The 23,266-nt window shown below is 63.5% G+C and carries 15 protein-coding genes; 2 read left to right on the top strand and 13 right to left on the bottom strand.

Going from position 1 to position 23,266, the window contains the following annotated elements:
• Nucleotides 1–101: 101 nt before the first annotated feature.
• Both ACLCGK_RS32900 and ACLCGK_RS32895 read right to left on the bottom strand, forming a co-directional pair.
• Nucleotides 102–1,721: an FMN-binding glutamate synthase family protein gene (locus tag ACLCGK_RS32900; protein WP_015271581.1), complete on the bottom strand. Its 1,620-nt coding sequence runs from the start codon at nucleotides 1,719–1,721 to the stop codon at nucleotides 102–104.
• Nucleotides 1,722–1,966: 245 nt separating this feature from the next.
• The gene (locus tag ACLCGK_RS32895; RefSeq protein WP_410953698.1) at nucleotides 1,967–6,235 is read right to left on the bottom strand and encodes a DEAD/DEAH box helicase; all 4,269 of its coding nucleotides are present in this window, start codon (nucleotides 6,233–6,235) and stop codon (nucleotides 1,967–1,969) included.
• Nucleotides 6,236–6,480: 245 nt separating this feature from the next.
• On the opposite strand from ACLCGK_RS32895, the gene ACLCGK_RS32890 reads away from it, so the two are divergent.
• Nucleotides 6,481–6,894 carry an NUDIX hydrolase gene (locus ACLCGK_RS32890; protein WP_015271579.1) on the top strand — a complete coding sequence of 138 codons (414 nt, stop codon included), beginning with the start codon at nucleotides 6,481–6,483 and terminating at the stop codon, nucleotides 6,892–6,894.
• Here ACLCGK_RS32890 and metR read toward each other — a convergent pair.
• Nucleotides 6,878–7,795 carry a transcriptional regulator MetR gene (metR, locus tag ACLCGK_RS32885; RefSeq protein ID WP_003258025.1) on the bottom strand — a complete coding sequence of 306 codons (918 nt, stop codon included), beginning with the start codon at nucleotides 7,793–7,795 and terminating at the stop codon, nucleotides 6,878–6,880. The two genes, ACLCGK_RS32890 and metR, sit on opposite strands and share 17 nt — an antisense overlap.
• Before the next feature lie 196 nt (nucleotides 7,796–7,991).
• Here metR and ACLCGK_RS32880 point away from each other — a divergent pair, with 196 nt between their 5' ends.
• Entirely contained in the window at nucleotides 7,992–8,987 is a 996-nt protein-coding gene (locus tag ACLCGK_RS32880; protein ID WP_024087669.1) for an alpha/beta fold hydrolase, read from the top strand.
• A 117-nt stretch (nucleotides 8,988–9,104) separates the two neighbouring features.
• On the opposite strand, the gene ACLCGK_RS32875 is transcribed toward ACLCGK_RS32880, so the two are convergent.
• The 10 genes from ACLCGK_RS32875 to glpR form a co-directional block, all read right to left on the bottom strand.
• Complete coding sequence (locus tag ACLCGK_RS32875) at nucleotides 9,105–9,440, bottom strand: GlpM family protein (RefSeq protein ID WP_410953697.1); 336 nt, start codon at nucleotides 9,438–9,440, stop codon at nucleotides 9,105–9,107.
• A gap of 25 nt (nucleotides 9,441–9,465) precedes the next feature.
• Complete coding sequence (locus tag ACLCGK_RS32870; protein WP_410953696.1) at nucleotides 9,466–10,794, bottom strand: sigma-54-dependent transcriptional regulator; 1,329 nt, start codon at nucleotides 10,792–10,794, stop codon at nucleotides 9,466–9,468.
• Nucleotides 10,791–12,695, bottom strand: coding sequence for an ATP-binding protein (locus tag ACLCGK_RS32865; RefSeq protein ID WP_015271576.1), 1,905 nt, complete (start codon nucleotides 12,693–12,695; stop codon nucleotides 10,791–10,793). Before ACLCGK_RS32865 ends, ACLCGK_RS32870 begins: the two co-directional genes overlap by 4 nt.
• Nucleotides 12,696–12,767: 72 nt before the next feature.
• The gene (locus ACLCGK_RS32860; RefSeq protein ID WP_015271575.1) at nucleotides 12,768–13,502 is read right to left on the bottom strand and encodes an amino acid ABC transporter ATP-binding protein; all 735 of its coding nucleotides are present in this window, start codon (nucleotides 13,500–13,502) and stop codon (nucleotides 12,768–12,770) included.
• Nucleotides 13,499–14,170: an amino acid ABC transporter permease gene (locus tag ACLCGK_RS32855; RefSeq protein ID WP_013973970.1), complete on the bottom strand. Its 672-nt coding sequence runs from the start codon at nucleotides 14,168–14,170 to the stop codon at nucleotides 13,499–13,501. The genes ACLCGK_RS32860 and ACLCGK_RS32855 overlap by 4 nt, the downstream gene beginning before the upstream one ends.
• The gene (locus ACLCGK_RS32850; RefSeq protein ID WP_015271574.1) at nucleotides 14,171–14,917 is read right to left on the bottom strand and encodes an amino acid ABC transporter permease; all 747 of its coding nucleotides are present in this window, start codon (nucleotides 14,915–14,917) and stop codon (nucleotides 14,171–14,173) included.
• Nucleotides 14,918–15,058: 141 nt separating this feature from the next.
• On the bottom strand, nucleotides 15,059–15,976 hold the full coding sequence (locus ACLCGK_RS32845; protein WP_410953695.1) for a glutamate/aspartate ABC transporter substrate-binding protein: 918 nt from the start codon (nucleotides 15,974–15,976) through the stop codon (nucleotides 15,059–15,061).
• Nucleotides 15,977–16,298: 322 nt separating this feature from the next.
• The gene (locus ACLCGK_RS32840; protein ID WP_410953694.1) at nucleotides 16,299–20,447 is read right to left on the bottom strand and encodes an NEL-type E3 ubiquitin ligase domain-containing protein; all 4,149 of its coding nucleotides are present in this window, start codon (nucleotides 20,445–20,447) and stop codon (nucleotides 16,299–16,301) included.
• Nucleotides 20,448–20,581: 134 nt separating this feature from the next.
• Nucleotides 20,582–22,114, bottom strand: a complete 1,533-nt coding sequence (glpD, locus tag ACLCGK_RS32835; RefSeq protein WP_024087667.1) for a glycerol-3-phosphate dehydrogenase — start codon at nucleotides 22,112–22,114, stop codon at nucleotides 20,582–20,584.
• A gap of 252 nt (nucleotides 22,115–22,366) precedes the next feature.
• Nucleotides 22,367–23,122: a DNA-binding transcriptional repressor GlpR gene (gene glpR, locus ACLCGK_RS32830; protein WP_015271570.1), complete on the bottom strand. Its 756-nt coding sequence runs from the start codon at nucleotides 23,120–23,122 to the stop codon at nucleotides 22,367–22,369.
• Between the last annotated feature and the right edge of the window lie 144 nt (nucleotides 23,123–23,266).

Raw genomic sequence — 23,266 nt, 5'->3', positions numbered from 1 at the left:
AAGGCCGCTCCTACAGGCGACCGCGCCCCATGCAGCTTGCGCGGTCGCCTGTAGGAGCGGCCTTGTGTCGCGATGGGCTGCGTAGCAGCCCCAGGGTTCTATCAGGCCGCCACTTCGCTGTTCGGTTCAAAGCTGTCCGCCCGCGCCAATTGCCACATGCGCGAATAGAACTGCCCGTTCACCTCGCCAGTCAGCAGTTCACCCGGCTTCAAGAACACATGCATCTGCGAGAACAGTTTGATCTCGGTGGCCGAGATGCGCCGTACCAGGTGCTTGGCTTCCAGCTGCGCCGGGTGCTCCAGGCCCGCTGCCGCAAGCATTTCGGCCAGGGCACGCAAGGTATTGTGGTGGAAGTTCAACACCCGCTGGGCTTTGTCCGGCACCACCAGCGCACGCTGGCGCAGAGGGTCTTGCGTGGCCACACCGGTCGGGCACTTGTTGGTGTGGCAGCTCTGCGACTGAATGCAGCCGATGGCGAACATGAAGCCGCGCGCCGAGTTGGCCCAATCAGCGCCAATGGCCAGCACGCTGGCAATGTCGAACGCGCTGACGATCTTGCCGCTGGCGCCCAGCTTGATCTTGTCGCGCAGGTTCAGGCCAACCAGGGTGTTGTGCACGAACAGCAACCCTTCGCGCAGCGGTACGCCAATGTGGTCGGTGAACTCCACCGGCGCCGCGCCGGTGCCGCCTTCCTTGCCGTCGACGACGATGAAGTCGGGCAGGATGCCGGTTTCCAGCATGGCCTTGGCGATGCCCATGAACTCCCACGGGTGGCCCAGGCAGAACTTGAAACCTACCGGTTTGCCGCCAGACAGCTCACGCAACTGGGCGATGAACTGCATCATCTCGATGGGTGTGGAGAAGGCGCTGTGGCGCGACGGCGATATGCAGTCTTCGCCCATCAGCACACCACGGGTTTCGGCGATTTCCCGGGTCACCTTGTGCTTGGGCAGGATGCCGCCATGGCCGGGCTTGGCGCCTTGGCTCATCTTGATTTCGATCATCCGCACCTGCGGGCTGCGTGCCTGGGCGGCAAAGCGTTCGGGGTCGAAGCGCCCGTCTGGCGTGCGGCACCCGAAGTAGCCGCTGCCCAGTTCCCAGACCAGGTCGCCGCCATGCTCGCGGTGATAGGGGCTGATGCTGCCTTCGCCGGTGTCATGGTGGAAGTTGCCCAGCTTGGCGCCCTGGTTGAGGGCGCGGATGGCGTTGGCACTGAGCGAGCCAAAGCTCATCGCCGATATGTTGAAGATCGACGCCGAGTATGGCTGGCTGCATTGCGGCCCGCCGACGATGACCCGGAAGCTTGCCGGGTCGGCCAATGGCGCCGGGCGCATGGAGTGGCCGATGAATTCGAAGCCGGACTCGTACACGTCGATCAGGGTGCCGAAGGGTTTGTCCGAGGCTTCGTTCTTCGCCCTTGCGTAAACCAGCGAGCGCTGGGCGCGGGAGAACGGCAGGGCGTCGCTGTCCGCCTCCAGCAGGTACTGGCGAATTTCCGGGCGAATGGCCTCGACCAGATAGCGGATGTTGCCCAGGATCGGATAGTTGCGGCGTACTGCGTGGCGTTGCTGCAACAGGTCGAACAGACCGATGAGGCTGAGGATGCCGGTGCTCAGGGTGAACGGCCACAGCCATTCGTGGTGGGTGAACGGCAGGCTCGCCAGGGTGAACAGCACACAGGCGGCGAAGAAGGCATAGCGACTGAGAAGTGACAGGCTCATACAGGGTCCTTGCGATGGCGCGGTCAGGCTCAGGGCCTGGGGCAAACCCCGACCATAGCCAAGTTGCTCGGCTGTGCAAATTAAAATCGGGGTAGCGAAAATCATTCTCGCAGAGCCTTGTGTTGGTTGTACTGGCCCTATCGCCGGCAAGCCGGCTCCCACAGGGATAGCGCATCGCTCAAGGGCGATGCGGTTTAGGTGGGAGCTGGCTTGCCGGCGATAGGGCCAGTACAGCAAAAAAGCATTCAGATAGTGTCGCGCAGCAGCTTCTGCCGCCAGCTTTCCTGCTCTTGTGCCGGCGCTTCGACCAGGTACGAATAGTGCCCTGCCACCCGCATCGCCACTGGCACCCCGTCGCGGTACAGCAGGCGGTTGCCACTCACCGCCGGCACTTTCGCCCCCGGCAGCAACGACCCGACCAGGTTCAGTGGGTCACTGGCACTCACCACCACCAATGCCCCGTCCAATTCACGCCGCCGCACCTGCCGCAGCAGCCCCACCGCCTCAGGCAAGGCGAACTGTTCGCCGGCCAGCCCGGCAATGAAACGCCCGCCACGAATCTCGCCACGCGCTTCCAGCCGGTGATAGCAGCGCAGCAGTTCGCGCCAGGGCGGCAGCACATCGCTTTCGCGCTCCAGCAGGCGCCAGCACACCACGCCATAGCGCCGAAGCAGGGCCCGGGCGATGTGCTCCAGGCGCTGGCTGTCGTCTACAGTGCCCCTGCGCAGCAAGGCCCAGCGCCCGGCATGGGACATGCTGCTGGACAGCGGCGGGTGGCCGCGTCGGCTGTTGCGCGATGTGCGTTTCGCCGCCGGGGTGATCAGGCTGCGCAGGCCGGTGAAGCTGTCGGCCCCCACCAGGCCTGCGCCTACCAGCTCTTGCAAGGCCGTCTCCAGTTCGCTGGGTAGTAGGTGGGCGTCGTGTGCCAGCTCGTCGAAGAACAGCGCGCCATGCGCGTTCAGCACCTCGTGGACGCGTTGTGCCCGTGCGCCGAGGCTATCCAGGGCGGGTACGGGGGCAAGGCTGCGCCACAACCCAAGATGCTCGCGTGGCAGCAGCACCAGCGGTGTGCTCGACAAGGTGTTGCTCGACACGGTCGCCGCCAGCCGGCTCCAGGCAAACTGCCCGCTACGGCAGGCATCGTCGAGCCAGTGCGGGCTGTAGTCCTTGATACGTGCCGGCAGCAGTTCGGCCTCCCAGGCTCCGGCTGCACTCGGGAATCCTTGTAACTGGCCTAGTACCTCGGCCACGGCTTGCGGGCCGCGCAGGCACGTGTCGTTGGCCAGGTGCTGCCAGTCGAACAGAAAGCGCATGAAGTCCTGCAGGCTGACCGGCTCGATCTCCCGGCGCAGGCGTTTGACCGTGTAGCGGTGGATGCGCGCAAGCAGATGGCGTTCGCACCATTGCAGTTCGCTTGCGCCGGGGCTGAAATGCCCACGCAGCACATAGCCTTCGGTCTCCAGGTGGGCCAGGGCCTGTTCGATGGCCGGCAGCGGCTTGCCAAGTGCTACCGCAATCTGCGCGCGGGTCAGCGGGCCATGGCCGCTCAGGCGGGCTCGCAACAGTTCGACCAGCGCAATGTCCGGCTCGATGGCCTGATCGAAGCCTGGCAGTACCTGCAACGCAGGTTCCAGCCGGGAGCCGGGATACAGCACCTGCAGCAGACTCGACCGCTCGCGTGCCAGCCACAGTTTTTCATCCACCAGGCGCAAGGCCCGGCCGGCCTTGGCCAATTGTCTGAGCAGCAGCTCCCAGCCGGCATTGCCCTGCACTTCGTCCTGGCTGATGGCACCCAGGCCCATCAACGCTTCATGCATTTCGTCGGCGTTGCCCGGCTGCGGCCAGGCTTCGGCCGCCACGGCGGCAATCGCATCGGCGTCCAGCGCGCCCAGGTCGTCGCCGTTCTGCACCTCGTTCCAGCGCCGGTTGAGCACTGCCTGTGTGCGACGCTCTTCCAGTGGCGCGTCATCCAGGAAGGCATATGGCCGTGCATTGAGGATGGCCGCCGCCAACGGCGAAGGGGCGGGCAGATCGCGGCACAGCAGGCGTACCGTGCCGCTTTCCATGCGCCGCAAAAGTGCTAGCCAGCCTTCGCTGTCCATCGCCTCGTGCAGGCAGTCGTCGAGGGTTTGCTCGACCAGCGGATGATCGGGAATCTGCCGCTCGCCGACGATGTTCTCCAGGCAGGCGATCTGGTCGGGGAACACGGCGGCAATCAGGTCTTCACTCTTCATCCGCTGGATCTGTGGCGCCACCTTGCGACCGCCGACAAAGCGCGGCAAGGCCATGGTCACGCTGGCGTTCCAGCGCCAGCGCACGCCGAACAGCGGCGCATCGAGCAGTGCCTGGACAAGGATCGACTCGGCGTTGCGGCTATTCAGGTAACGCCACACGTCGTCCAGTTCGAAGCTGTGGCTGGAGGACAGCGACAGCACGATGGCGTCCTCGCTGGCCGCCGCCTGCAACTCGAAGTTGAAGGTGCGGCAGAAGCGCTTGCGCAGGGCCAGGCCCCAGGCGCGGTTGATGCGGCTGCCGTAGGGCGAATGGATGATCAACTGGGTACCGCCGGACTCATCGAAGAAGCGCTCCATCACCAGCGTGTCCTGCGAGGGCAGGGCACCAAGCACTTCGCGGGTGCGGGCCAGGTAGTCGAGCAACTGGCCGGCGGCGTCTTCACCCAGTTCGAAGGTGGCCTGCAACCATGCCAGCACCTCGGCCTGGTTGTTGTCAGCCAGCTGTTGGTCGATCTGCGCCTGCAGCCGGGCCAACGCGGCGGACAGCTCGTCGCTGCGCCCCGGCGCCTCGCCCAGCCAGAATGGAATGGTCGGTGGCAGGCCATGGGCATCCTCCACCCGCACCCGGCCCGGCTCGACCCGCAGGATTCGATAGGAGGCATTGCCAAGCTGGAAGATGTCGCCGGCGATGCTTTCCACGGCGAAGTCTTCGTTGACGCTGCCGATGTTCAGCGCCTGCGGTTCGAGCAGCACGGCGTAGTCGGCGTTGTCGGGGATGGTGCCGCCGCTGGTCAGGGCGGTCAGCTGGCTGCCGCGGCGGCCACGCAGGGTGCCGCTCACCGCATCGCGGTGCAGATAGGCACTGCGCACGCCCTGGCGGCCGTTGTAGCCCTCGGCGAGCATGCGCAGCAGGGCCTGGTAATGTTGCTGGTCGAGTTCGGCATAGGGCGTGGCCTGGCGCAGGCAGTCGAACAGGGCTTGTTCGTGCCAGGGCTGGTTGCTGGCTTCGGCGACGATCTGCTGGGCCAGCACGTCCAGCGGCGCCCGTGGAATGTGCAGCTCGTCCAGCTCGCCCCGGCGTATGCAGTCGAGCAGGGCCACGCATTCGATCAGGTCATCGCGCGAGGTCGGGAACAAGCGGCCCTTTGGCACGCCATCGACCTGGTGGCCGGCGCGGCCGACCCGCTGCAGAAAGGCCGCTATCGAACCTGGTGAAGCGATCTGGCAGACCAGATCGATGTCGCCGATATCGATGCCCAGCTCCAGCGATGCAGTGGCCACCAGCACCTGCAACTGGCCATTCTTCAGGCGTTGTTCGGCATCCAGGCGTAGTTCCTTGGCCAGGCTGCCGTGGTGCGCGGCAACCGCCTCCTTGCCCAGCCGGTCGCTGAGGTGGCGGGTGATGCGCTCGGCCAGGCGCCGGGTGTTGACGAACACCAGAGTGGTGCGGTGTTCGCGCGCCAGGGTGGCCAGGCGGTCATAGACAAGGCCCCATACATCGGTGGCCATCACTGCACCCAGTGGCACTGGCGGCACCTCGATGGCCAGGTCGCGCTGCCGAGCATGGCCGACATCGACGATTGCGCAGGGGCGGCCGTTGCCGACCAGAAATTGCGCCACCCGCTCGACCGGGCGTTGCGTGGCCGACAGGCCGATGCGCCGCAACGGCCGGTTGCACAGGGCCTGCAGGCGCTCCAGGGTCAGTGCCAGGTGGGCGCCGCGCTTGTTGCCTGCCAGGGCATGGATTTCGTCGACGATTACCGTGTGCACGCTGGCCAGGCCTTTACGGCCAGAAGCCGAGCCCATCAGCACGTAGAGCGATTCGGGGGTGGTCACCAGGATGTGCGGCGCCAGCTTGCGCATGGCGGCACGCTCCTTCTGTGGGGTGTCGCCGCTGCGCACGGCCGTGGTGATGCGCGGGGCGTTAAGGCCCTGGTCCGCGATGGCCTGGCTGATGCCTTCGAGCGGGGTTTGCAGGTTCAGGCGGATATCGTTGGACAGCGCCTTGAGTGGCGAAACGTAGACCACCTGGGTTTGCGCTGGTAGCTCGCCTTGGTGCTCCAGGCCTTGTCGGAACAGTTCGTCGAGCACGGCCAGGAACGCACTGAGGGTCTTGCCCGAGCCGGTCGGTGCGGCTAGCAACATCGACTTGCCCGCATGGGTCAACGGCCAGGCCTGGGCCTGGGCATCGGTCACCGTGGCGAAGTGGCGACGGAACCAGGTGCGCACGGCGGGGTGGAACAGCTCGAGCACCGGGTGGTGTTTGGCGGGCAGGTTCATGTGTTGGTTATGGAGGGTGTGGGACGGGTTGGCAAGGGGCCGTTCGTCTGGCCGGTCGGCTATATCCTGTGCCGGCCCTTTCGCGGGCATGCCCGCTCCAACAGGTACTGCGTTGCTTTCAAGAGCTGTGGAGGGCTTGTGGGAGCGGGCGCGCCCGCGAAAGGGCCGGCACAGGAAACACTGGCCTTGTCAGGCCAGGAACCCCATGGGATCCTCCCCGGCCATTGTTTCAGGTGAGCCCACCCATGCCCAACACCATCCGCATCGCCGCCGCCCTGCTGATCGACCCCCAGGGCCGCACCCTTCTGGTACGCAAGCGCGGCACCCAGGCCTTCATGCAGCCCGGCGGCAAGATCGATGCTGGCGAAACCCCGGTGCAGGCGCTGGTGCGCGAGCTGCATGAGGAACTAGGCCTGCACATCGACCCAGCTCAGGCCGTGCACCTGGGCCGGTTCAGCGCCCCGGCCGCCAACGAGCCGGGCTTCGAGGTACAAGCCGAACTGTTCCGAGTCGACAGCGCCGCAGCCGTGCTGCCGGCCGCTGAGATCGAGGAGGTGGTGTGGCTGGCCGCAGACCAGGCACCCGCCATGCAGCTTGCACCCCTGACCCGCGACCTGATCCTGCCGCTATACCGCCAGGCCGTCAGCGCACCGCGCTGACGCCATCGAGGGTGGCGAACGAGGTGTCCTTGGCCGTGAGCAAGAAGTCGCGCATATATGGCGCATCGAGCATGTCGGTGCGCACGGCGGCATAAAGCGTGGCGAACAGGCCTTTTTCACCCAGGCGCTTGCCCTTCACATACCCGCGCGAGCTGTACTCGTGCAGCGCCCAGTGCGGCATGCCGCACACGCCACGGCCACTGGCCACAAGTTGCATCATCATCACCGTCAGCTCCGATGTGCGCACGGCGGCGGGCTCGATGTCGGCTGGCTCCAGGAAGCGGGTGAAGATGTCCAGGCGGTCGCGCTCCACCGGGTAGGTGATGAGGGTCTGGTCGAGCAGGTCCTGCGGCACGATGTAGGGCTTGCTGGCCAACGGATGCTGGTTGGCCACCGCCAGCATTGCCTCGTAGGTGAACAGCGGCACGTAGGTGATGCCCGCCAGGTCCAGCGGGTCGGAGGTCACCACCAGGTCGAGGTCGCCGCGGGCCAGGGCCGGCAGTGGTGCGAAGGCAAAGCCGGAGGCCAGGTCCAGCTCCACCTCCGGCCAGGCATCACGGAACTGGTCGATGGTCGGCATCAGCCACTGGAAGCAGCTGTGGCATTCGATGGCCATGTGCAGACGACCGGCGGTGCCGCCGGCCAGGCGCGCGATGTCACGTTCGGCGCCGCGCAGCAGCGGCAGGGTGGCATCGGCCAGTTGCAGCAGACGCAACCCGGCGCTGGTGAAGCGGATCGGCTTGGTCTTGCGCACGAACAGCGGCAGGCCCAGGCGTTCTTCCAGTTCCTTGAACTGGTGCGACAGCGCCGACTGAGTCAGGTGCAGGCGCTCGGCAGCCTCCACGAGGCTGTCGGCCTCGCGCAGGGCATGAAGGGTTTTCAGGTGACGGATCTCCAGCACAGCTGACTCCGGTGTGTGGACTTGAGGAAACAGGGAATGAGTTGAGTTTCCCTCATGTTGCCGCGCCTGTCGACTGGGCGTACCGCCGCACCGCCTGGCGGGAGTCATCAAACTGTCACCGAACTGTGGCAGCGCGCCCGAACAGAATTCATCAGACTCGCGCTCTACTGGGGATCTGCATTCTGGTGTTTCTTTCATGCGGGCTTTTTGGCTTTTTCTTTTCTTTGTATTCGGCGTACCTGCAAGTTTCGCTGAACAGCGTTGTGACGCCCACGTGCCGGTGCAGCGTGCCGAGCTGGGCGCGGTCAGCCTTGTCTACCAGAGCGTCGGTGCGCCACGCGACCCGGCCTTGCTGCTGGTGATGGGCCTTGGAGGGCAGCTGATCCACTGGCCGGACGACGTGGTCGAAGCGTTGTGCCGCCAGGGCTTTCGGGTGATCCGCTATGACAACCGCGATGTCGGCCTGTCACGCTGGAACCAGTTGCCACCGACGGCCAACCTGACGGTCGAACTGCTGCGCTACAAGCTGGGCCTGTCGGTGGCTGCGCCCTATACGCTGACCGACATGGCGGACGATGGCCTGCGCTTGATGGATGCGTTGGGCGTGCGCCAGTTTCATGTGCTGGGGGTGAGCATGGGCGGCATGATTGCCCAGCACCTGGCTGCCATGGCGCCCGAGCGCGTGCGCAGCCTGACGCTGGTCATGTCCAGTTCAGGGGCGGCGGGGTTGCCGGCGCCGGATCCTGCGCTGGTGCAGTTGCTGGCCCGGCGCAGCGCGCCGAACCGCGAAGTGGCCATCGAGCAGCAGGCTGATCTGCTGGCGGCGCTGGGTAGCCCCGAGGTGCGTGACGACCGTGCGGCCTTGCTGCAGCAAGCGGCCGTGGCCTACGACCGGGCGTTCAACCCTGAAGGGGCCAAGCGCCAGATCATGGCGATACTGGCCGAGCCGAGCAGGGTCGAGTTGCTTAACCAGTTGCGGGTGCCGACCCTGGTAGTGCATGGCACGGCCGACCCGTTGCTGCCGGTGATGCATGGCGTGCACCTGGCGGCGCATATCCAGGGCAGCCAGCTGCGCTTGATACCGGGGTTGGCGCACCGCTTCCAGGAGCCGTTCAAGGCGCCGTTGCTGGGGGCGGTGTTGCCCTACCTGCAGGCACATCGGCAGGATGTCACGCATATCGCAGGGCTCTGAATCGGCGTTGGCCTCTTCGCGGGCACCCCCGCTCCCACAGGGAATGCACCCGCTTTCAATCATGTGCAATACCTGTGGGAGCGGGCGTGCCCGCGAAGAAGTCTACGCCGATGCAACTCAGTGCATCCGCACCCAAAAGGTCACCAGCACGGTCGCCGCCATCAGCCAGGCCACCGTGGCCAGCGCCAGCGATGCCTCCAGGCGCATGCGGTCGACCAGTACATACAAGGTCGCCAGGTACACGAAGTACGGAATGATCGACCACATGCCGAACAGGATGGTGGTCTTCAGGTCGGCAATGCTGCGCCCCTTGCCGACAATGTAGTGGGCAATCAGGGCGAAGGTGGGGAACAGCGGCACCAGCCCGGCGATGTAGTAATTGCGTGTCTTCGACAGCACCGCCAGCAGCACCACCACACCAGCACCCAGGGCAGCTTTGAATACCAGGTCCACGTTGTCTTTCCAGGTTGGGTTGAGGTCAGCCGAGGCCGTATTTCTTCACTTTGTCGAACAGCGTGGTCTTGGCCATGCCCAGCTCCTGGCTGGCCTGGCTCAGGTTGCCACCAGTACGTTGCAGGGCATCGCTGAGCAGGTTGCGCTCGAACGCTTCCACCGCCTCGGCAAAGCCCAAGCCTTGGCTGGAACCACCGCTGGGGCCTTTCTTGAACGCAGGCAGGCCGAGGGCATAGCGTTCAGCGACGTTGCGCAGCTCACGCACGTTGCCCGGCCAGTCGTGGGCCATCAGGCGCGACAGGGTCTGGCTGTCCAGCGCAGGTGTTTCACGGTCGAAGCGCAGGGCCGACTGCTGCAGGAAGTGTTCGAACAGCTGCAGGATATCTTCGCGGCGCTCGCGTAGCGGCGGCAGCTCCAGTGTCACCACGTTCAGCCGGTAATACAGGTCGCTGCGGAACTGGCCGCTCTGGCCCATGGCATCCAGGTCAGACTTGGTGGCGGCGATCACCCGGCAGTCCACCGGAATGCTCTGGTTCGAGCCCAGCCGCTCCAGGGTGCGCTCCTGCAGCACGCGCAACAGCTTGATCTGCAGGTTGATCGGCATGCTCTCCACTTCGTCGAGGAACAGCGTGCCGCCGTTGGCGTGTTCGATCTTGCCGATGCGGCGTTTGCCGGCACCGGTGAAGGCGTTGGCCTCGTGGCCGAAAATCTCGCTTTCGAACAGGTTTTCCGGCAAGCCGCCACAGTTAAGTGCCACGAACGGCTGGCCCTGACGACGGCTGAAGTCGTGCAGGCAGCGGGCGACCAGTTCCTTGCCGGTACCGGTTTCGCCTTCGATCAGTACGTTGGCCGAGGTATCGGCGACGTTGGCGATCAGCTCGCGCAGGTGCTCCATGGCCGGCGAACGGCCAATGATGCGCCCCTCCAGGCTGCTTTGCTCCGCCAACTGGCGGCGCAGGGCCACCACTTCGCGCGACAGCCCGCGCTGTTCGAGGGCGCGGCGCACCACGTCGACCAGGCGCTCCGGGGAGAAGGGTTTTTCCATGAAGTCGTAGGCGCCATTGCGCATGGCGCCCACCGCCATGTCGATATCGCCGTGGCCGGTGATCAGTACCACCGGCAGGCTGCGGTCGCGGGCCTTGAGGCGGTTGAGCAGCTCCAGGCCATCGATGCCCGGCAGGCGTATATCGCTGACGACGATGCCGGCGAAGTCGTCGCCGATGCGCTCCAGCGCCTGCTCGGCGCTGCCCACACCTTCACAGGCGATGTCTTCCAGGGCCAGCGCCTGTTGGCAGCCGAGCAGCACATGCGGGTCGTCTTCGACGATCAGGACGGTAAGAGGCGCTTGGTTCATGGGTGCTCTGCCGATTCGCTAGGGGGTGAGACCAGGGGCAGGGCCAGGACGAAGGCCGTACCGCCGCTGGCGGGATGCTCGACGTTGAGGCTGCCCTTGGCGGCGGCGGCAAGGCTCGCCGACAGGGTCAGGCCCAGGCCCAGGCCATGTTCGCCCGGCTTGGTGGTGAAGAAAGGTTCGAACAGGTGCTTGCGCGCCTCGGCGTCGATGCCGTGGCCATTGTCGCGCACCTGCAAACGGTACTTGTCGCCCTGCAGCTCGCCCTCCAGCCACAGTTGCGGCAGCGGTTGGGCGGCCATGGCATCCAGGGCGTTGCCGATCAGGTTGACCAGGATCTGCTCCAGGCGGGTCTGGTCGATGGCAAGCTGCTGGTCCTCGAACTGATTGTGCAACTGCAGGTGGCAGGCGCTGATGCGGTTGGCCAGCACCTGCAAGGTAGCGTCCACCGCCTTGGCCAGCGAAGCCTGGCCACTGTCGTCGCTGCGTCGGGCGAACGAGCGCAGGCTGGCGGTGATTCGGCCCATGCGGTCGATCAGGTCGTTCATGGTACGCAGGTTGGTGCTGGCGGTTTCCAGCGCCCCGCGTTCGAGGAAGCGCACGGTGTTGCCGGACAACGTACGCAGCGCGGCCAGCGGTTGGTTCAGTTCGTGGGCAATGCTGGTGGACATCTGCCCGATGGCGGCCAGCTTGCCGGCCTGTACCAGTTCGTCCTGGGCGTGGCGCAGGGTCTGCTCGGCATGCCGGCGCTCGCGAATCTGACCCTTCAGGCGTTCATTGCTGGCACGCAGGTCGGCCGTGCGTTCGGTAATCCGTCGCTCCAGCTGGCTGTTGGCTTCCTGCAGGGCCTCGCGGGCTGCCAGGCGAGTGGCGATGACCTTGCGCCGTTCGTTCCAGGCGATGCCGAGGATCGCCAACAAGGCGAAGGCCACGCCCACCAGGATGCCCTGTACCATGGATTCGCGGCGCAGGTCCTGCAGCGGGGTCAGCAGGGTGAAATGCCAGGGCGTGTCGACCAGGCGCCGGGTCTGGGCCAGGTAGGCCATTTCGCGGGCCTTGCCCTGTGCGGTTTCGCTGTTGGCCGGGAAGGTCAGCTTTTCCACACCATCGGCCAGGGTTTCCCGGGCCAGGGGCTGCAGTTCGTTCAGTGGCCACCAGTAGTACTGCAGGCTGCGAGCCAGGCGCTCCTTGATCTGCGGGGTCAGCGGGCGTACCGACTTCAGGCGCCGGGCAGGGTCGCTGGAGAGGATGATGATGCCGTTCTCGTCGCTGACGAACGCCTCCAGGCGGGCACGCTGCCAGCGCTCCTCGAGGGTGTCCAGGCGCACTTTGATCACCGCCACGCCAATGATCTTGCCATGCTCCTCCAGGCCGTGGGCCAGGTAATAGCCGGCCTCGCCGGTTGTACTGCCGATACCGTAGAAACGCCCGGGTTCGCCGCGCACGGCAGTCTGGAAGTAGGCCCGGAACGACAGGTCCTCGCCGAGGAACGAGTCGGCATCGCGCCAGTTGCTGGTAGCCTGGACACGGCCGTTGGTGTCGAGGACGAAGATGGCCCGGCTGCGGCTGCGCCGGTTCAGGCCTTCGAGGTATTCGTTGACGGTCTGCCGCGAGCCGCCGTCAGGGTCGGTGAGCAGATGCGAGACGCTGTCTTCCAGCTCCAGCAGGCTCGGCAGGTAGGTGTACTTGCTGATTTCGCTCTCGACCGTGCGCGCGTGCAGCTCCAGCTGGCGCTCGCCGTTTTCGCTGAGGGTGCGGATGCCGCTGCTCTCGCTGATCAGGTAGCCAGCCATTCCCAGGCCGACCATCAGCAGGATGATCAGTGGCGGTAACAGCAATTGGCGGAGCAGGCGGGATTTCACGGCAGGCTTGGCAGGGAGAAGAAGCGAAGGATCGCATTTCATCACAGTGGCCTTGTCACGACCAGCGCCTGCTGCCCGAAGGGCAGCGGCGCCGACCGCTTCAGTGAAGCAAAATCAGTGTTGCAGGATCTTGCTGAGGAAGTGCTGGGTACGTTCGTGGCGGGCACTCGGGTTGCCGAAGAAGTCTTCCTTCTGGCAATCCTCGATGATGTTGCCCTTGTCCATGAAAATCACGCGGTTGGCCACCTTGCGGGCGAAGCCCATTTCGTGGGTCACGCACATCATGGTCATGCCTTCGTGGGCCAGCTCGACCATCACGTCCAGTACTTCGTTGACCATTTCCGGGTCCAGTGCCGAGGTCGGTTCGTCGAACAGCATGACGATCGGGTCCATCGACAAGGCGCGGGCGATGGCCACGCGCTGCTGCTGGCCGCCGGACAGCTGGCCGGGGTGCTTCTTGGCGTGGGCACCGAGGCCGACGCGGTCGAGCAGGGCCAGGCCCTTCTTGGTCGCTTCTGCTTCGCTGCGGCCAAGCACCTTGCGCTGGGCGATGGTCAGGTTCTCGGTGATGGTCAGGTGCGGGAACAGCTCGAAGTGCTGGAACACCATGCCAACGCGCGAACGCAGCTTGGGCAGGTTGGTCTTGGGGTCGGCGATCGAGGTGCCGTCGACCACGATGTCACCTTTCTGGAACGGCTCCAGGGCGTTGACGCACTTGATCAGGGTGGACTTGCCCGAGCCCGACGGGCCGCAGACCACCACCACTTCACCCTTCTTGACCTCGGTGCTGCAGTCGGTCAGTACCTGGAAGTCCCCGTACCACTTGTTTACGTTCTTGATGGAAATCATACGGCGATCCTTTTTTGCAGGCGCTTGACCAGCCACGAAGCGGAGAAGCTGATGAGGAAGTACACGACACCGGCGAAGATCAGGAACTCATGGGAGCGCCCGATGATGTCGCCGTTGGAGCGTGCCGAGTTGAGGAAGTCCACCAGGCCCACGGTGTAGACCAGCGAGGTGTCCTGGAACAGGATGATGCTCTGCTGCAAAAGCAGCGGCGTCATCTTGCGGAAGGCCTGGGGCAAGATGATCAGGCGCATGGTCTGGCCGTAGGTCATGCCCAGGGCCTGGGCGGCGCCCATCTGGCCTTTGGAGATCGACTGCACGCCGGCGCGGACGATTTCGCAGAAGTACGCGGCTTCGAACATCATGAATGCCACAACACAGGAGGTGAAGGCACCTACCGGGGTGTCCTCGCCGGTAATCCAGCGCAGCACGAATGGTACCGCCAGGTAGAACCAGGTGATTACCAGCAGCAGCGGGATCGAGCGGAAGTAGTTGACGTAGGCGCCGGCCACGTTCGACAGCAGCTTGCTCGACGACAGGCGCATCAGGGCCAGGATGGTCCCCAGTACAATGCCGCCAACCACGCCCATTATCATCAGCTGCAGGGTCATGACCATGCCTTCCCAAAGGGCAGGCAGGGCCGGGATGATTTCGCTGAAATCCATATCCATTTATTTGCCCCCTACGGAAATCAGGCCGGGCACCGAGACTTTTTTCTCGACCATGCGCATCAGCAGCATCAGGCCCATGTTCAGGGTGAAGTAGATCAGCGTGGCCAAGGTGAAGGCCTCGAACAGGTTCGCCGAGAACTCAGCGGTCTGCTTGGTTTGTGCCAGCAGTTCCATCAGGCCGATCAGCGACGCCACCGACGAGTTCTTGAACACGTTCAGGAATTCCGAGGTGAGCGGCGGAATGATGATCCGGTAGGCTTGTGGCAGCAGCACGTTGGTGTAGATCTGCGACAGGCTGAAGCCCATGGCGCGGGCGGCGGCTTCCTGGCCGCGGGGCAGCGCCTGGATGCCGGTACGCACCTGCTCGCACACGCGGGCGGCAGTGAACAGGCCCAGGCAGATGACCACGCTGATCAGCGCCGAGGTGGTCGGGTTGAGGTCCTGCTTGAACCATTCCTGCAGGCCTTCTGGCAACAGGTCTGGCACCAGGAAGTACCAGATGAACAGCTGCACCAGCAGCGGTACGTTGCGGAACAGCTCCACATAGGCGGTGGCGATACCCGATACCAAACGGTTCGGCACGGTGCGCATGACACCGAGGACCGAGCCCAGCAGCAAGGCGATGACCCAGGCGGAGATGGCGATGGCGATGGTCCAGCCCAGGCCGGTGACGTACCAGTCCAGATAGGTTTCGCTGCCCACGCCGGTGGACTTGAAGAACACGCCCCAGTCCCAGTTGTAATTCATCGGGATTTCCCCTCAGACGGTTGTTTCACGGGCACCTTCCAACATCCGAGGGCATAAGCCCTCGGATGAAAGGTTAGACACTAACGGGTGGCCTGCAGGTTTAATTCGCGCTTTGCAGCGCAACAGGCCATGGGCTGGTGGTCAGGGCTTTTTCTCGTCCGCAGCCTTGTCGGTCGGCTCGGCGATCAGTTTCTTCAGCTCGTCGCTCATCGGGAACTGCAGGTTCAGACCCTTCGGCGGGATTGGCTGTTGGAACCATTTGTCGTAGCTCTTGTTGACTTCGCCCGACTTGAAGTAGCCGACGATGGCGTCATCGACCGCTTTCTTGAAGGCCGCGTCATCCTTGCGCACCATGCAGCCGTAGATCTCGTAGGACTGCGGGGTACCGGTGATGACCCAGTCCGACGGTTTGCGAGCCTTGGCCATTTCGCCGGCGAGCAGGGCGTCGTCCATCATGAAGGCCACGGCGCGGCCGCTTTCGAGCATGTTGAAGGCTTCACCGTGGTCCTTGGCGGAAATCACGTTCATCTTCATCTGCTTGTCGGCGTTCATCGCCTTGAGGATGCGCTCGGAGGTGGTACCTGCGGTGGTTACCACGTTCTTGCCGGCCAGGTCCGGGAAGTCCTTGTATGCCGGCTGACCGTCCTTGACCTTAGTCAGCAGGCGGGTACCGACTTCGAAGATACCGACCGAGAAGCCGACCTGCTGCTGGCGCTCGACGTTGTTGGTGGTGGAGCCGCACTCGAGGTCTACGGTGCCGTTCTGCACCAGCGGGATGCGGGTCTGGGAGGTGACGAGGTTGTAGCGGACCTTGATGTCCGTGCCCAGCTGCTTCTTCAGGGCGTCGACGACAGCCATCTGGATGTCATGCGAGTAGCCCACGGGCTCGGGCTTGCCGGCCAGGTAGGAAAACGGGATGGAGGAGTCGCGGTGGCCCAGGGTGATGGTGCCCGAATCCTTGATCTTCTTCAGGGTGCCGGTCAGTTCTTCGGCCATGGCCGGCGAAGCGATCACAGCGGCCGCGATGGCGGCGCCCAGCAATTGACGAACGATGCGCATCAAATTTTCCTCGACGTGTTTGTTTTTTTTATGGAGCCGTTGGCGGACTCTTCGTTCAACGAATACAGAAATAAACGATTGCATTCGGCTACCAAGTGTAGAGCATGAGTCGTGCCAAGCTCTGGCATTGATCATAACGCCTCGAATTCATTGGGAATCAACCTTTCGCACTCATCGTGTGACGGTAAGTTTCATTCGCCATACCGAATGAATAGCGGTTAATCGTTCGGAAATCCGAACGGATTTGCCAACCCTGCATCGCAATGCACGAGCGATCAGGACCGCTGCCATGCTGAGCCTGATCGCAGTGCTGCCAGCCTGGTCAGTGGGGCATGAGCCGCTCTTTCGGCGTCTGGTTCCAGCGCGCCCAGGCCTCGGTAGTGAGGGTGCGTATCAGCACTGACTCCTCGGCAGCAAGTTCGCGCATCAAAACCCTGGCCTGGTCTTCATAGCCCGCTTCCTGCCCGGCCACGGCCCTTGCTTCGAGCACTTCCATTCGCTCGTGATAAGGCCTTGCGGTCGCCTCGAAACGGTCAGCATAGGTTTCTCGCAGGTAGTTCTGCCAGTAAGGGCGGCCTGCAAGCGCGTCCAGCATCGACAAGGTGCTGTAGCTTTGCAGTACTTCTATTTCTGCTGCGTTCAGATCCCGCGTTGTCACGTGGGCGAATGAGGCGAAGTGCATCTCATCCGGTGGTGCTGGCAAGTCAAGTGGCCCCGTCAGCCGCAGGCGATAGAAAAGCCGAACTTCGATTTCATCTACTCTGCGTCCTGCTTCGCGCAGGGCCTGGATGTGCCGGTTGGCAATATCGTCAAGCAGGTCCAGGCGGTGCAACTGGCCGCCCAGATACAGCAGGTGGCTCTCTCTCATTTCCGCTGGCACCCCTTCGATGCCCTGGAAGGCCAGCACGCCCACTTCCATCTGGTTGAGCAGCAGCAACAGGCGGTCCTCGCAGGTACGCGGCCCGTCGGCCTCGCGAAACAACTGCTCGCGTAACGCTTCATTGTTTTCGCAGGCTTCGAGGATGTGCCAGAGACGGCGTCGATAATGCCGCGGATGGGCCTCGAAGTCTTCGCTCTGGGCAAAGTCGGCCAGGAATCTGAACAGGCCTCCAGAGCCCGGCTCCTCGCTCAGGCGGTCCCAGGCTGCCTCCCGTTCTGCACGGAGGAGCTCGTTTCTGGACGCTACCCAGGTTGCACGGGTTTCTTCATCTATTGGCTCGTGGGCATACGACGCGCTGCCTCGGGCGCCTGTTTCGCTGGCACCCTGTGCTTCGTCCAGATACTCGATGCTGCCTTCGCTCAACGGATTGTCATGCAGGTTCAGCCTTTGCAGGCGCAGGCGCAAGCCGCGCATCTCGCGCTGCAACTCGCTGATTCTGTTGTCGCGCAAGTCGATATGGGCGCGTAGCGCTACGCTCTGGTGGACCAGGCCAATATCCGCCTGGCCCGTTGCTCGCAGGCGCAGGTCCCGCACATGCGGCAAGGCCGAGAGGTCGGGCATGCCGTTGAGGGGGTTGTAATTGAGTATCAGGGTGTCCAGCCGCTGCAACTGAGCCAGGCGGCTGCTACTTGCTGCGTCCATCGCAATCAGGTTGTTGCTCAGGTTCAAGCGCCGTAGCTGGCTGAGGCCCTCGATGCCCTCGGGAACCAATGTCAGCTGGTTGCCGCTCAGGTCCAGGTCCACGACGTTGGGGAACAGCCTTAGGAAGCGCGCATCGATCTGCTGCAGGCGCATGTTGCGTAACGTCAGCCGGCGCACGTGTCGGTATTCCACACCCTCCGGCAGGTCTGGCAAGGCATCGATGTGCTCGCCGTCTATGGTCAGTTCATATTGGTCGTTGCCGTCCACCAGTTTGCGCCGCCAACTGCGGCGAAGGGTATCGGCTACCCGGCGTCTGCGAATGGCGTCGATCGGAGATTGCCAACCGGCCTGCCAGACCCGAAGTGTTTCGCGCAGGTCGGCAAGCTGGCGTTGCAGCGCCTGGTAATGGTCCCACAAGCTCTCCCCGCGCTGGCGGACTGCTTCGAGGTAAGCGTCCAGTTGCAGTTCGGAGAGTGTGGGGAATATTTGATGGATCCCTCGACGAATAGCGCTTTGGCTGCTTTCACCACCACCGCTGAGTGTATAGGCCAGCCTGCCGTCGGCGAAACGCCGGGGCGGCCTGATAGTTGCGCGGATGCCGGGCAGGTCGAGCAGGCTAGCCGTGGAGTCGCGATCCTGTTCGGCTGCCATGGCCAGTTTGTCGCGCAGTTCCCTGAGCTGCAGGTTGCGGTTCCCCAACCGGGTTTTCTGCTCGTCGTCCAGGCACCGCAGGAGCGCTGCCAGCAAGGACTTGCCCTGGGTTTCTTCGCTAGCCAGGGCGTAGCCTTGCTCATTTTTGACAATGGTGCGCACCTTCTGCGCGGTCTCGCTCTGGCTGGCGAATATCTGTAATCCCTCCGGGCCGCCGTGGCGTAATTCGACCCGTACTGAGTCTGGCCACGGGGCTTCCCGCTCGATGAGGCGTAGCGCCAGTATTTCGCTATCGGTGTTGGCCAGGTTCTGTAGGCGCAAGCCGAGACAAGCCCGGTCGATACGGCTGGCATGTTCATACCATCGTGCATGTTGCGCCATGCTCAGTGGTATCCGCCCGGAAGCATGCAACTGTTCTATCTGGGCGCTACTGCCATGGTCGATGACTTCCTGGGCGCCCCTTGGCGACAGCCCACGAAAGGCGCCGATCAGCTTGGCCTGGTCGATGGATAGCGGTGTTTGCCATGCCTGAAGTTTTTGCTCGAAGGCCAGCCCTTTCAGGGTCGGATCCTGCTGGTGCAGCTTGATCCGGTCGTGGATGTCTAGCAGCCGCGCGGGTGGTGGAGCGTTCTCCAGGCAAAGTCGGCGCAGCTGGTCCACGGACAGGCCTGTGACCTGCAGAAGCATCCGGCCATGGTCTGACAACGTGTCGGCAAAGTGCTCCCCTTGCAGGCCTTCCAATAATACCGAGACATTTTCCTCGGCAGGCAGGTAGCGGAGGTTTCTGGTCAGCCTTACGCCGCGGCCGGGCAACACCGTTGGCGCAAGCCTGTCGACAAAAGGTATTCGTCGCAGCGTATGCAGCGCACCTGCAGTCAGGCCTGTGGTCGCCAGGCCCTGGGCTACGTTGAACAAGTGGTCCAGTGCACCCTGGCGATCACCTAGCTGCCAGTCCTGGTAGCCTTCGTAGACTTCATCGAGCAATTGCGCCGCGCTGACGACCAGCAGCAGGTCTCCCAATACCGGTACGACCAGAGCTGCCAGCCCCAGCAGGTCCAACCCGGCACTGAGCATGCCCTGCAAGCGCTGATGTCTGCTCAGGCGGTCTTCGACGTCCGTGGGCACAGCCAGGTAGGCTGCATCATCGAACATTCGTCCGAGCAAAAGCGCTCGTACATGTGCGAACACATCCCCCTCTATGGGCAGGTTTCGCCCGTCGAGCTGCAGTTTCTTTGCTCCAGGCGACGCTAACAGCCGTTGTGCAAGTTCCTTGTCGAAAGCGCTTGTGTCCCGCGCCTTGATGAAACGCTTGAAAAACCTGCGGAATGGCTGGTGTTTGAGGCGAGTGGCCAGGTCGGTGTACACATCGTTCCAACTGTCGTAAAAGCACAGGCTTTGCCCGGGGGCATCGGGTATCCAGACGATGATCTCGTCGATGTCGGCAGCCAAGGCAGGGCGCCATTCGAGAGTGATGACCCCCGTCACGCACTTGCCGAGCAGATAGAGTTGGCGAGGTGTCAGCGTGCCTTTGCCATAGGTTGCGAGCGCAGGGGGTTCCAGCATCGACCGCAGCCGAAGCAGATCCCGCTCATCCAGTTGCCGCTTGAACCTGGCCTCGTAAACCGCTGCTTGCATGCGCGTTCGTACGCCGGTTTCAAACAGGTGCCTTATTGTCGTGCGCGCCTGATCGCCCGGCTGGCCACGCCCAGCCTTGGGTTCGAGCACTGTCTTGAGCAGCACCTGATACTTGCCGCCCAGATCCAGCGAGCGGCACAGGCGAACGAATTGCTCGAAGGTCATGGCCAGCTTTTCGCCTTTCTCGTTTTCCAGATGCGCTTTACGCAACAGCCACGGTTCAGCTTCGTGTGCTTCGAAGTTATGCAGGGCGGCAGCCAGCAGGGTTTGTCGTGTGCTATGGATTACGGTCGGCTTGTAGAAATGCTCTGCGGCCGAAGGTAGTTGGAACTCTTCGCTCACGACCACGTGACCCCGTCGCGCGTCGATATGCCCCACTCTCTGCTCACGCAGCGCGCGTTCGAGCAGGGGCAGGGCGAAGTCTTCGAGGCGAGGGATTCTTTCGAGCAGATGGCGAAGCCTGTCCGCTGCCTGTTGTTGTGCACCCAAGGCCTTGCCGTAGGCTTGCAGGTGCGTTGTGTCGGCGCCGGTCAACCAGTCAGGCAGTTGCTGGGCGATCAGGGCGTCGACTGAATAGGATGGGTTGTATTCGGTGGGTGGCACGTGATGTTCTCCGGGGTTTTAAAGACCCCAGAGCATCACGCCGATAATGTGGTTTGGCGGTAGTTACTGCTGCGCCGAATGGCCCGCTTGACAGCCAGGCGCTTGCGCCTGGCGCGTGTGGGCGGGCCAGGGAGTCACGCTGCCTGGGTGCGCGCCTGCTGCTCTCGTTGCAGGTAGTCTGCAAGCACCTGCTGTTCGCCCGCGCTGGTGAACAGGCCCAGCTTGGTGCGGCGCCAGAGAATGTCTTCAGCGCTGCAGGCCCATTCGTTGCTGGCGAGGTAGTCCACCTCTCGAGCGAACAACCCACCACCAATTGCCTGGCCCAGGTCTTCCGGCCCTTGCACGCCCTCCAGCAACTGCCATACACGGCTGCCATAGGTCAGCACCCAGCGCCTGGCGATATCGACCGGCAACCAGCCACAGCGCGCCAGCACCGCATCTACCAGAGCCTGCACCGTGGTCATTTGCTCACCACCAGGTAGCGGCGCGCCAGCGGTCCAGCTGCCGCGCATCTGTGGGAAGTGCGGCTTGAGCTCGGCCATCGCCGATTCGGCCAGTTTGCGGTAGGTAGTCAGCTTGCCACCGAATACCGACAGCAACGGCGCTTGCCCTTCACTGGCGGACAGCGCCAGGGTGTAGTCGCGGGTGACCGCGGACGGATTGTCCGATTCGTCGTTGCACAGTGGGCGCACGCCGGAATAGGTGTGCACGATGTCGCTGCGGCTGATCTGGTGGTTGAAATGGGCGTTGACCACTTTGAGCAGATAATCGGTTTCCTGCTCGGTGATCGCGACTTTGGCGGGGTCGCCGCTGTACTCGCGATCGGTGGTGCCGATCAGCGTGAAACGCTCCAGGTACGGGATGCAGAAGACGATACGCTGGTCCTCGTTCTGCAGGATGTAGGCGTGTTCGCCTTCGTACATGCGCGGCACAATGATGTGGCTGCCCTGGATCAGGCGGATGCCGTAGGGGGCATCGAGCTTGAGGTCGTCCTTGATGAAGCTGGCCACCCACGGCCCGGCGGCATTGACCAGGGCACGGGCGCGAATGGTCTGCAGGCGGCCGTCAGCGTGCTGCAACTCCACTTGCCACAGGCCATCCACACGCTCCGCGCGCAGGCAGCGGGTGCGGGTATGGATATGGGCACCTTTTTCCCGTGCGGCCATCGCATTCAGCACTACCAGGCGGGCATCGTCCACCGCGCAGTCGGCGTATTCGAAACCACGGCTGATCGCAGGCTTGAGCGGGTATCCCGGGCCGAAGCGCAGGCTGCGCGAAGCACCCAGGCGCTTGCGCTTGCCCAGGTGATCGTAGAGGAACAGGCCAGCGCGAATCATCCAGGCAGGGCGCAAGTGCGGGCGGTGCGGCAGCACGAAGCGCATCGGCTTGACGATGTGCGGGGCTTTGGCCAGCAGCACTTCGCGTTCGGCCAGCGCTTCACGCACCAGGCGGAACTCGTAGTGCTCCAGGTAGCGCAGGCCGCCGTGGATCAGTTTGCTGCTGGCCGACGAGGTGTGCTGGGCCAGGTCGTCCTTTTCGCAGAGGAATACCTTGAGGCCACGCCCGGCGGCGTCGGCAGCGATGCCCACGCCATTGATGCCGCCGCCGATCACGGCGAGGTCATAACAGTCGGCGACTGGGGGCTGGGACGAAACGGGCTGGGACACGGGCAAGGCCTCCTGGTGCTGTTTACATCGAATATGAACATTTATGTTCGTTTTCGAAAATACTAGCGCAACAGAAAGCTGGTCGCCAGTCAGTCTTTATAGAAAAAACTGATCAGATGACAATGAATTGAACATTTACGAAAGTTTTGGATGATCGGTTTGAAAGGTATCGCGCCTGTAAGATCGAGCGCGGCGCGGGCGACGCTCGATCTCACAGGCGCGACAAACCTTGCGGCATGCGCCTGTCAGCCCTCAAACCACCTCAAGCCGGATCTTGTACTGGTTCAGCAGCTGGGTGAGGGTGGGAGTTGGCGCCTGGTCGGTCACCAGGCAGTCGACCAGGCTGATCGAGCCCATGCGGACCATGGCGTTGCGCCCGAACTTGCTGGAGTCGGCGGCAAGGATCACTTGTCGGGCATTGGCGATGATTGCCTGGGATACCCGCACTTCCTGGTAATCGAAATCGAGCAGGCTGCCATCTTCGTCGATGCCGCTGATGCCCACCAGGGCGAAGTCGACTTTGAACTGGTTGATGAAGTCGACACTGGCCTGGCCGACGACGCCGCCATCACGGCGAACAGTGCCACCTGCCACCAGCACTTCGAAATCGTCCTTGGCGGCTAGGATCGCGGCCACGTGCAGGTTGTTGGTGATGACTTTCAGGTGGTTGTGGTTGAGCAGCGCCCGGGCGATGGATTCGGTGGTGGTGCCGATGTTGATGAACAGCGAGGCATGGTCGGGAATCTGCCGGGCCACGGCTTCGGCGATGCGTTGCTTTTCGTCGCGCATCTGATCGGCGCGCATGGCGTAGGCGGTGTTCTCGATGCTCGAGTCGTAGGCCGCGCCCCCGTGGTAGCGGCGTAGCAGATTGAGCTCGGCCAGCTGGTTGATATCACGGCGGATGGTTTGCGGTGTGACGACGAACAGCTGCGCCATTTCTTCGATACTGACGTAACCGCGTTCGCGCACCAGTTCGAGGATTTGTTGTTGGCGAGGGGGCAGATTCATGGGCGGTCCTTTGGGGCTGCCGGACAAATGCTGCAATGATGCCGTAGGACGCGGACTACGACCAGTAGACTATCGGGGCGGCGGCGGGGACAAATGCCCTGCATCGATTTTGTGGCCTGCGCTGGCGCTTTTTTGTAGGAGCGG

This window comes from Pseudomonas sp. S1(2024), assembly GCF_046557535.1.
This window is presented reverse-complemented; position numbering and strand designations above follow the sequence as displayed.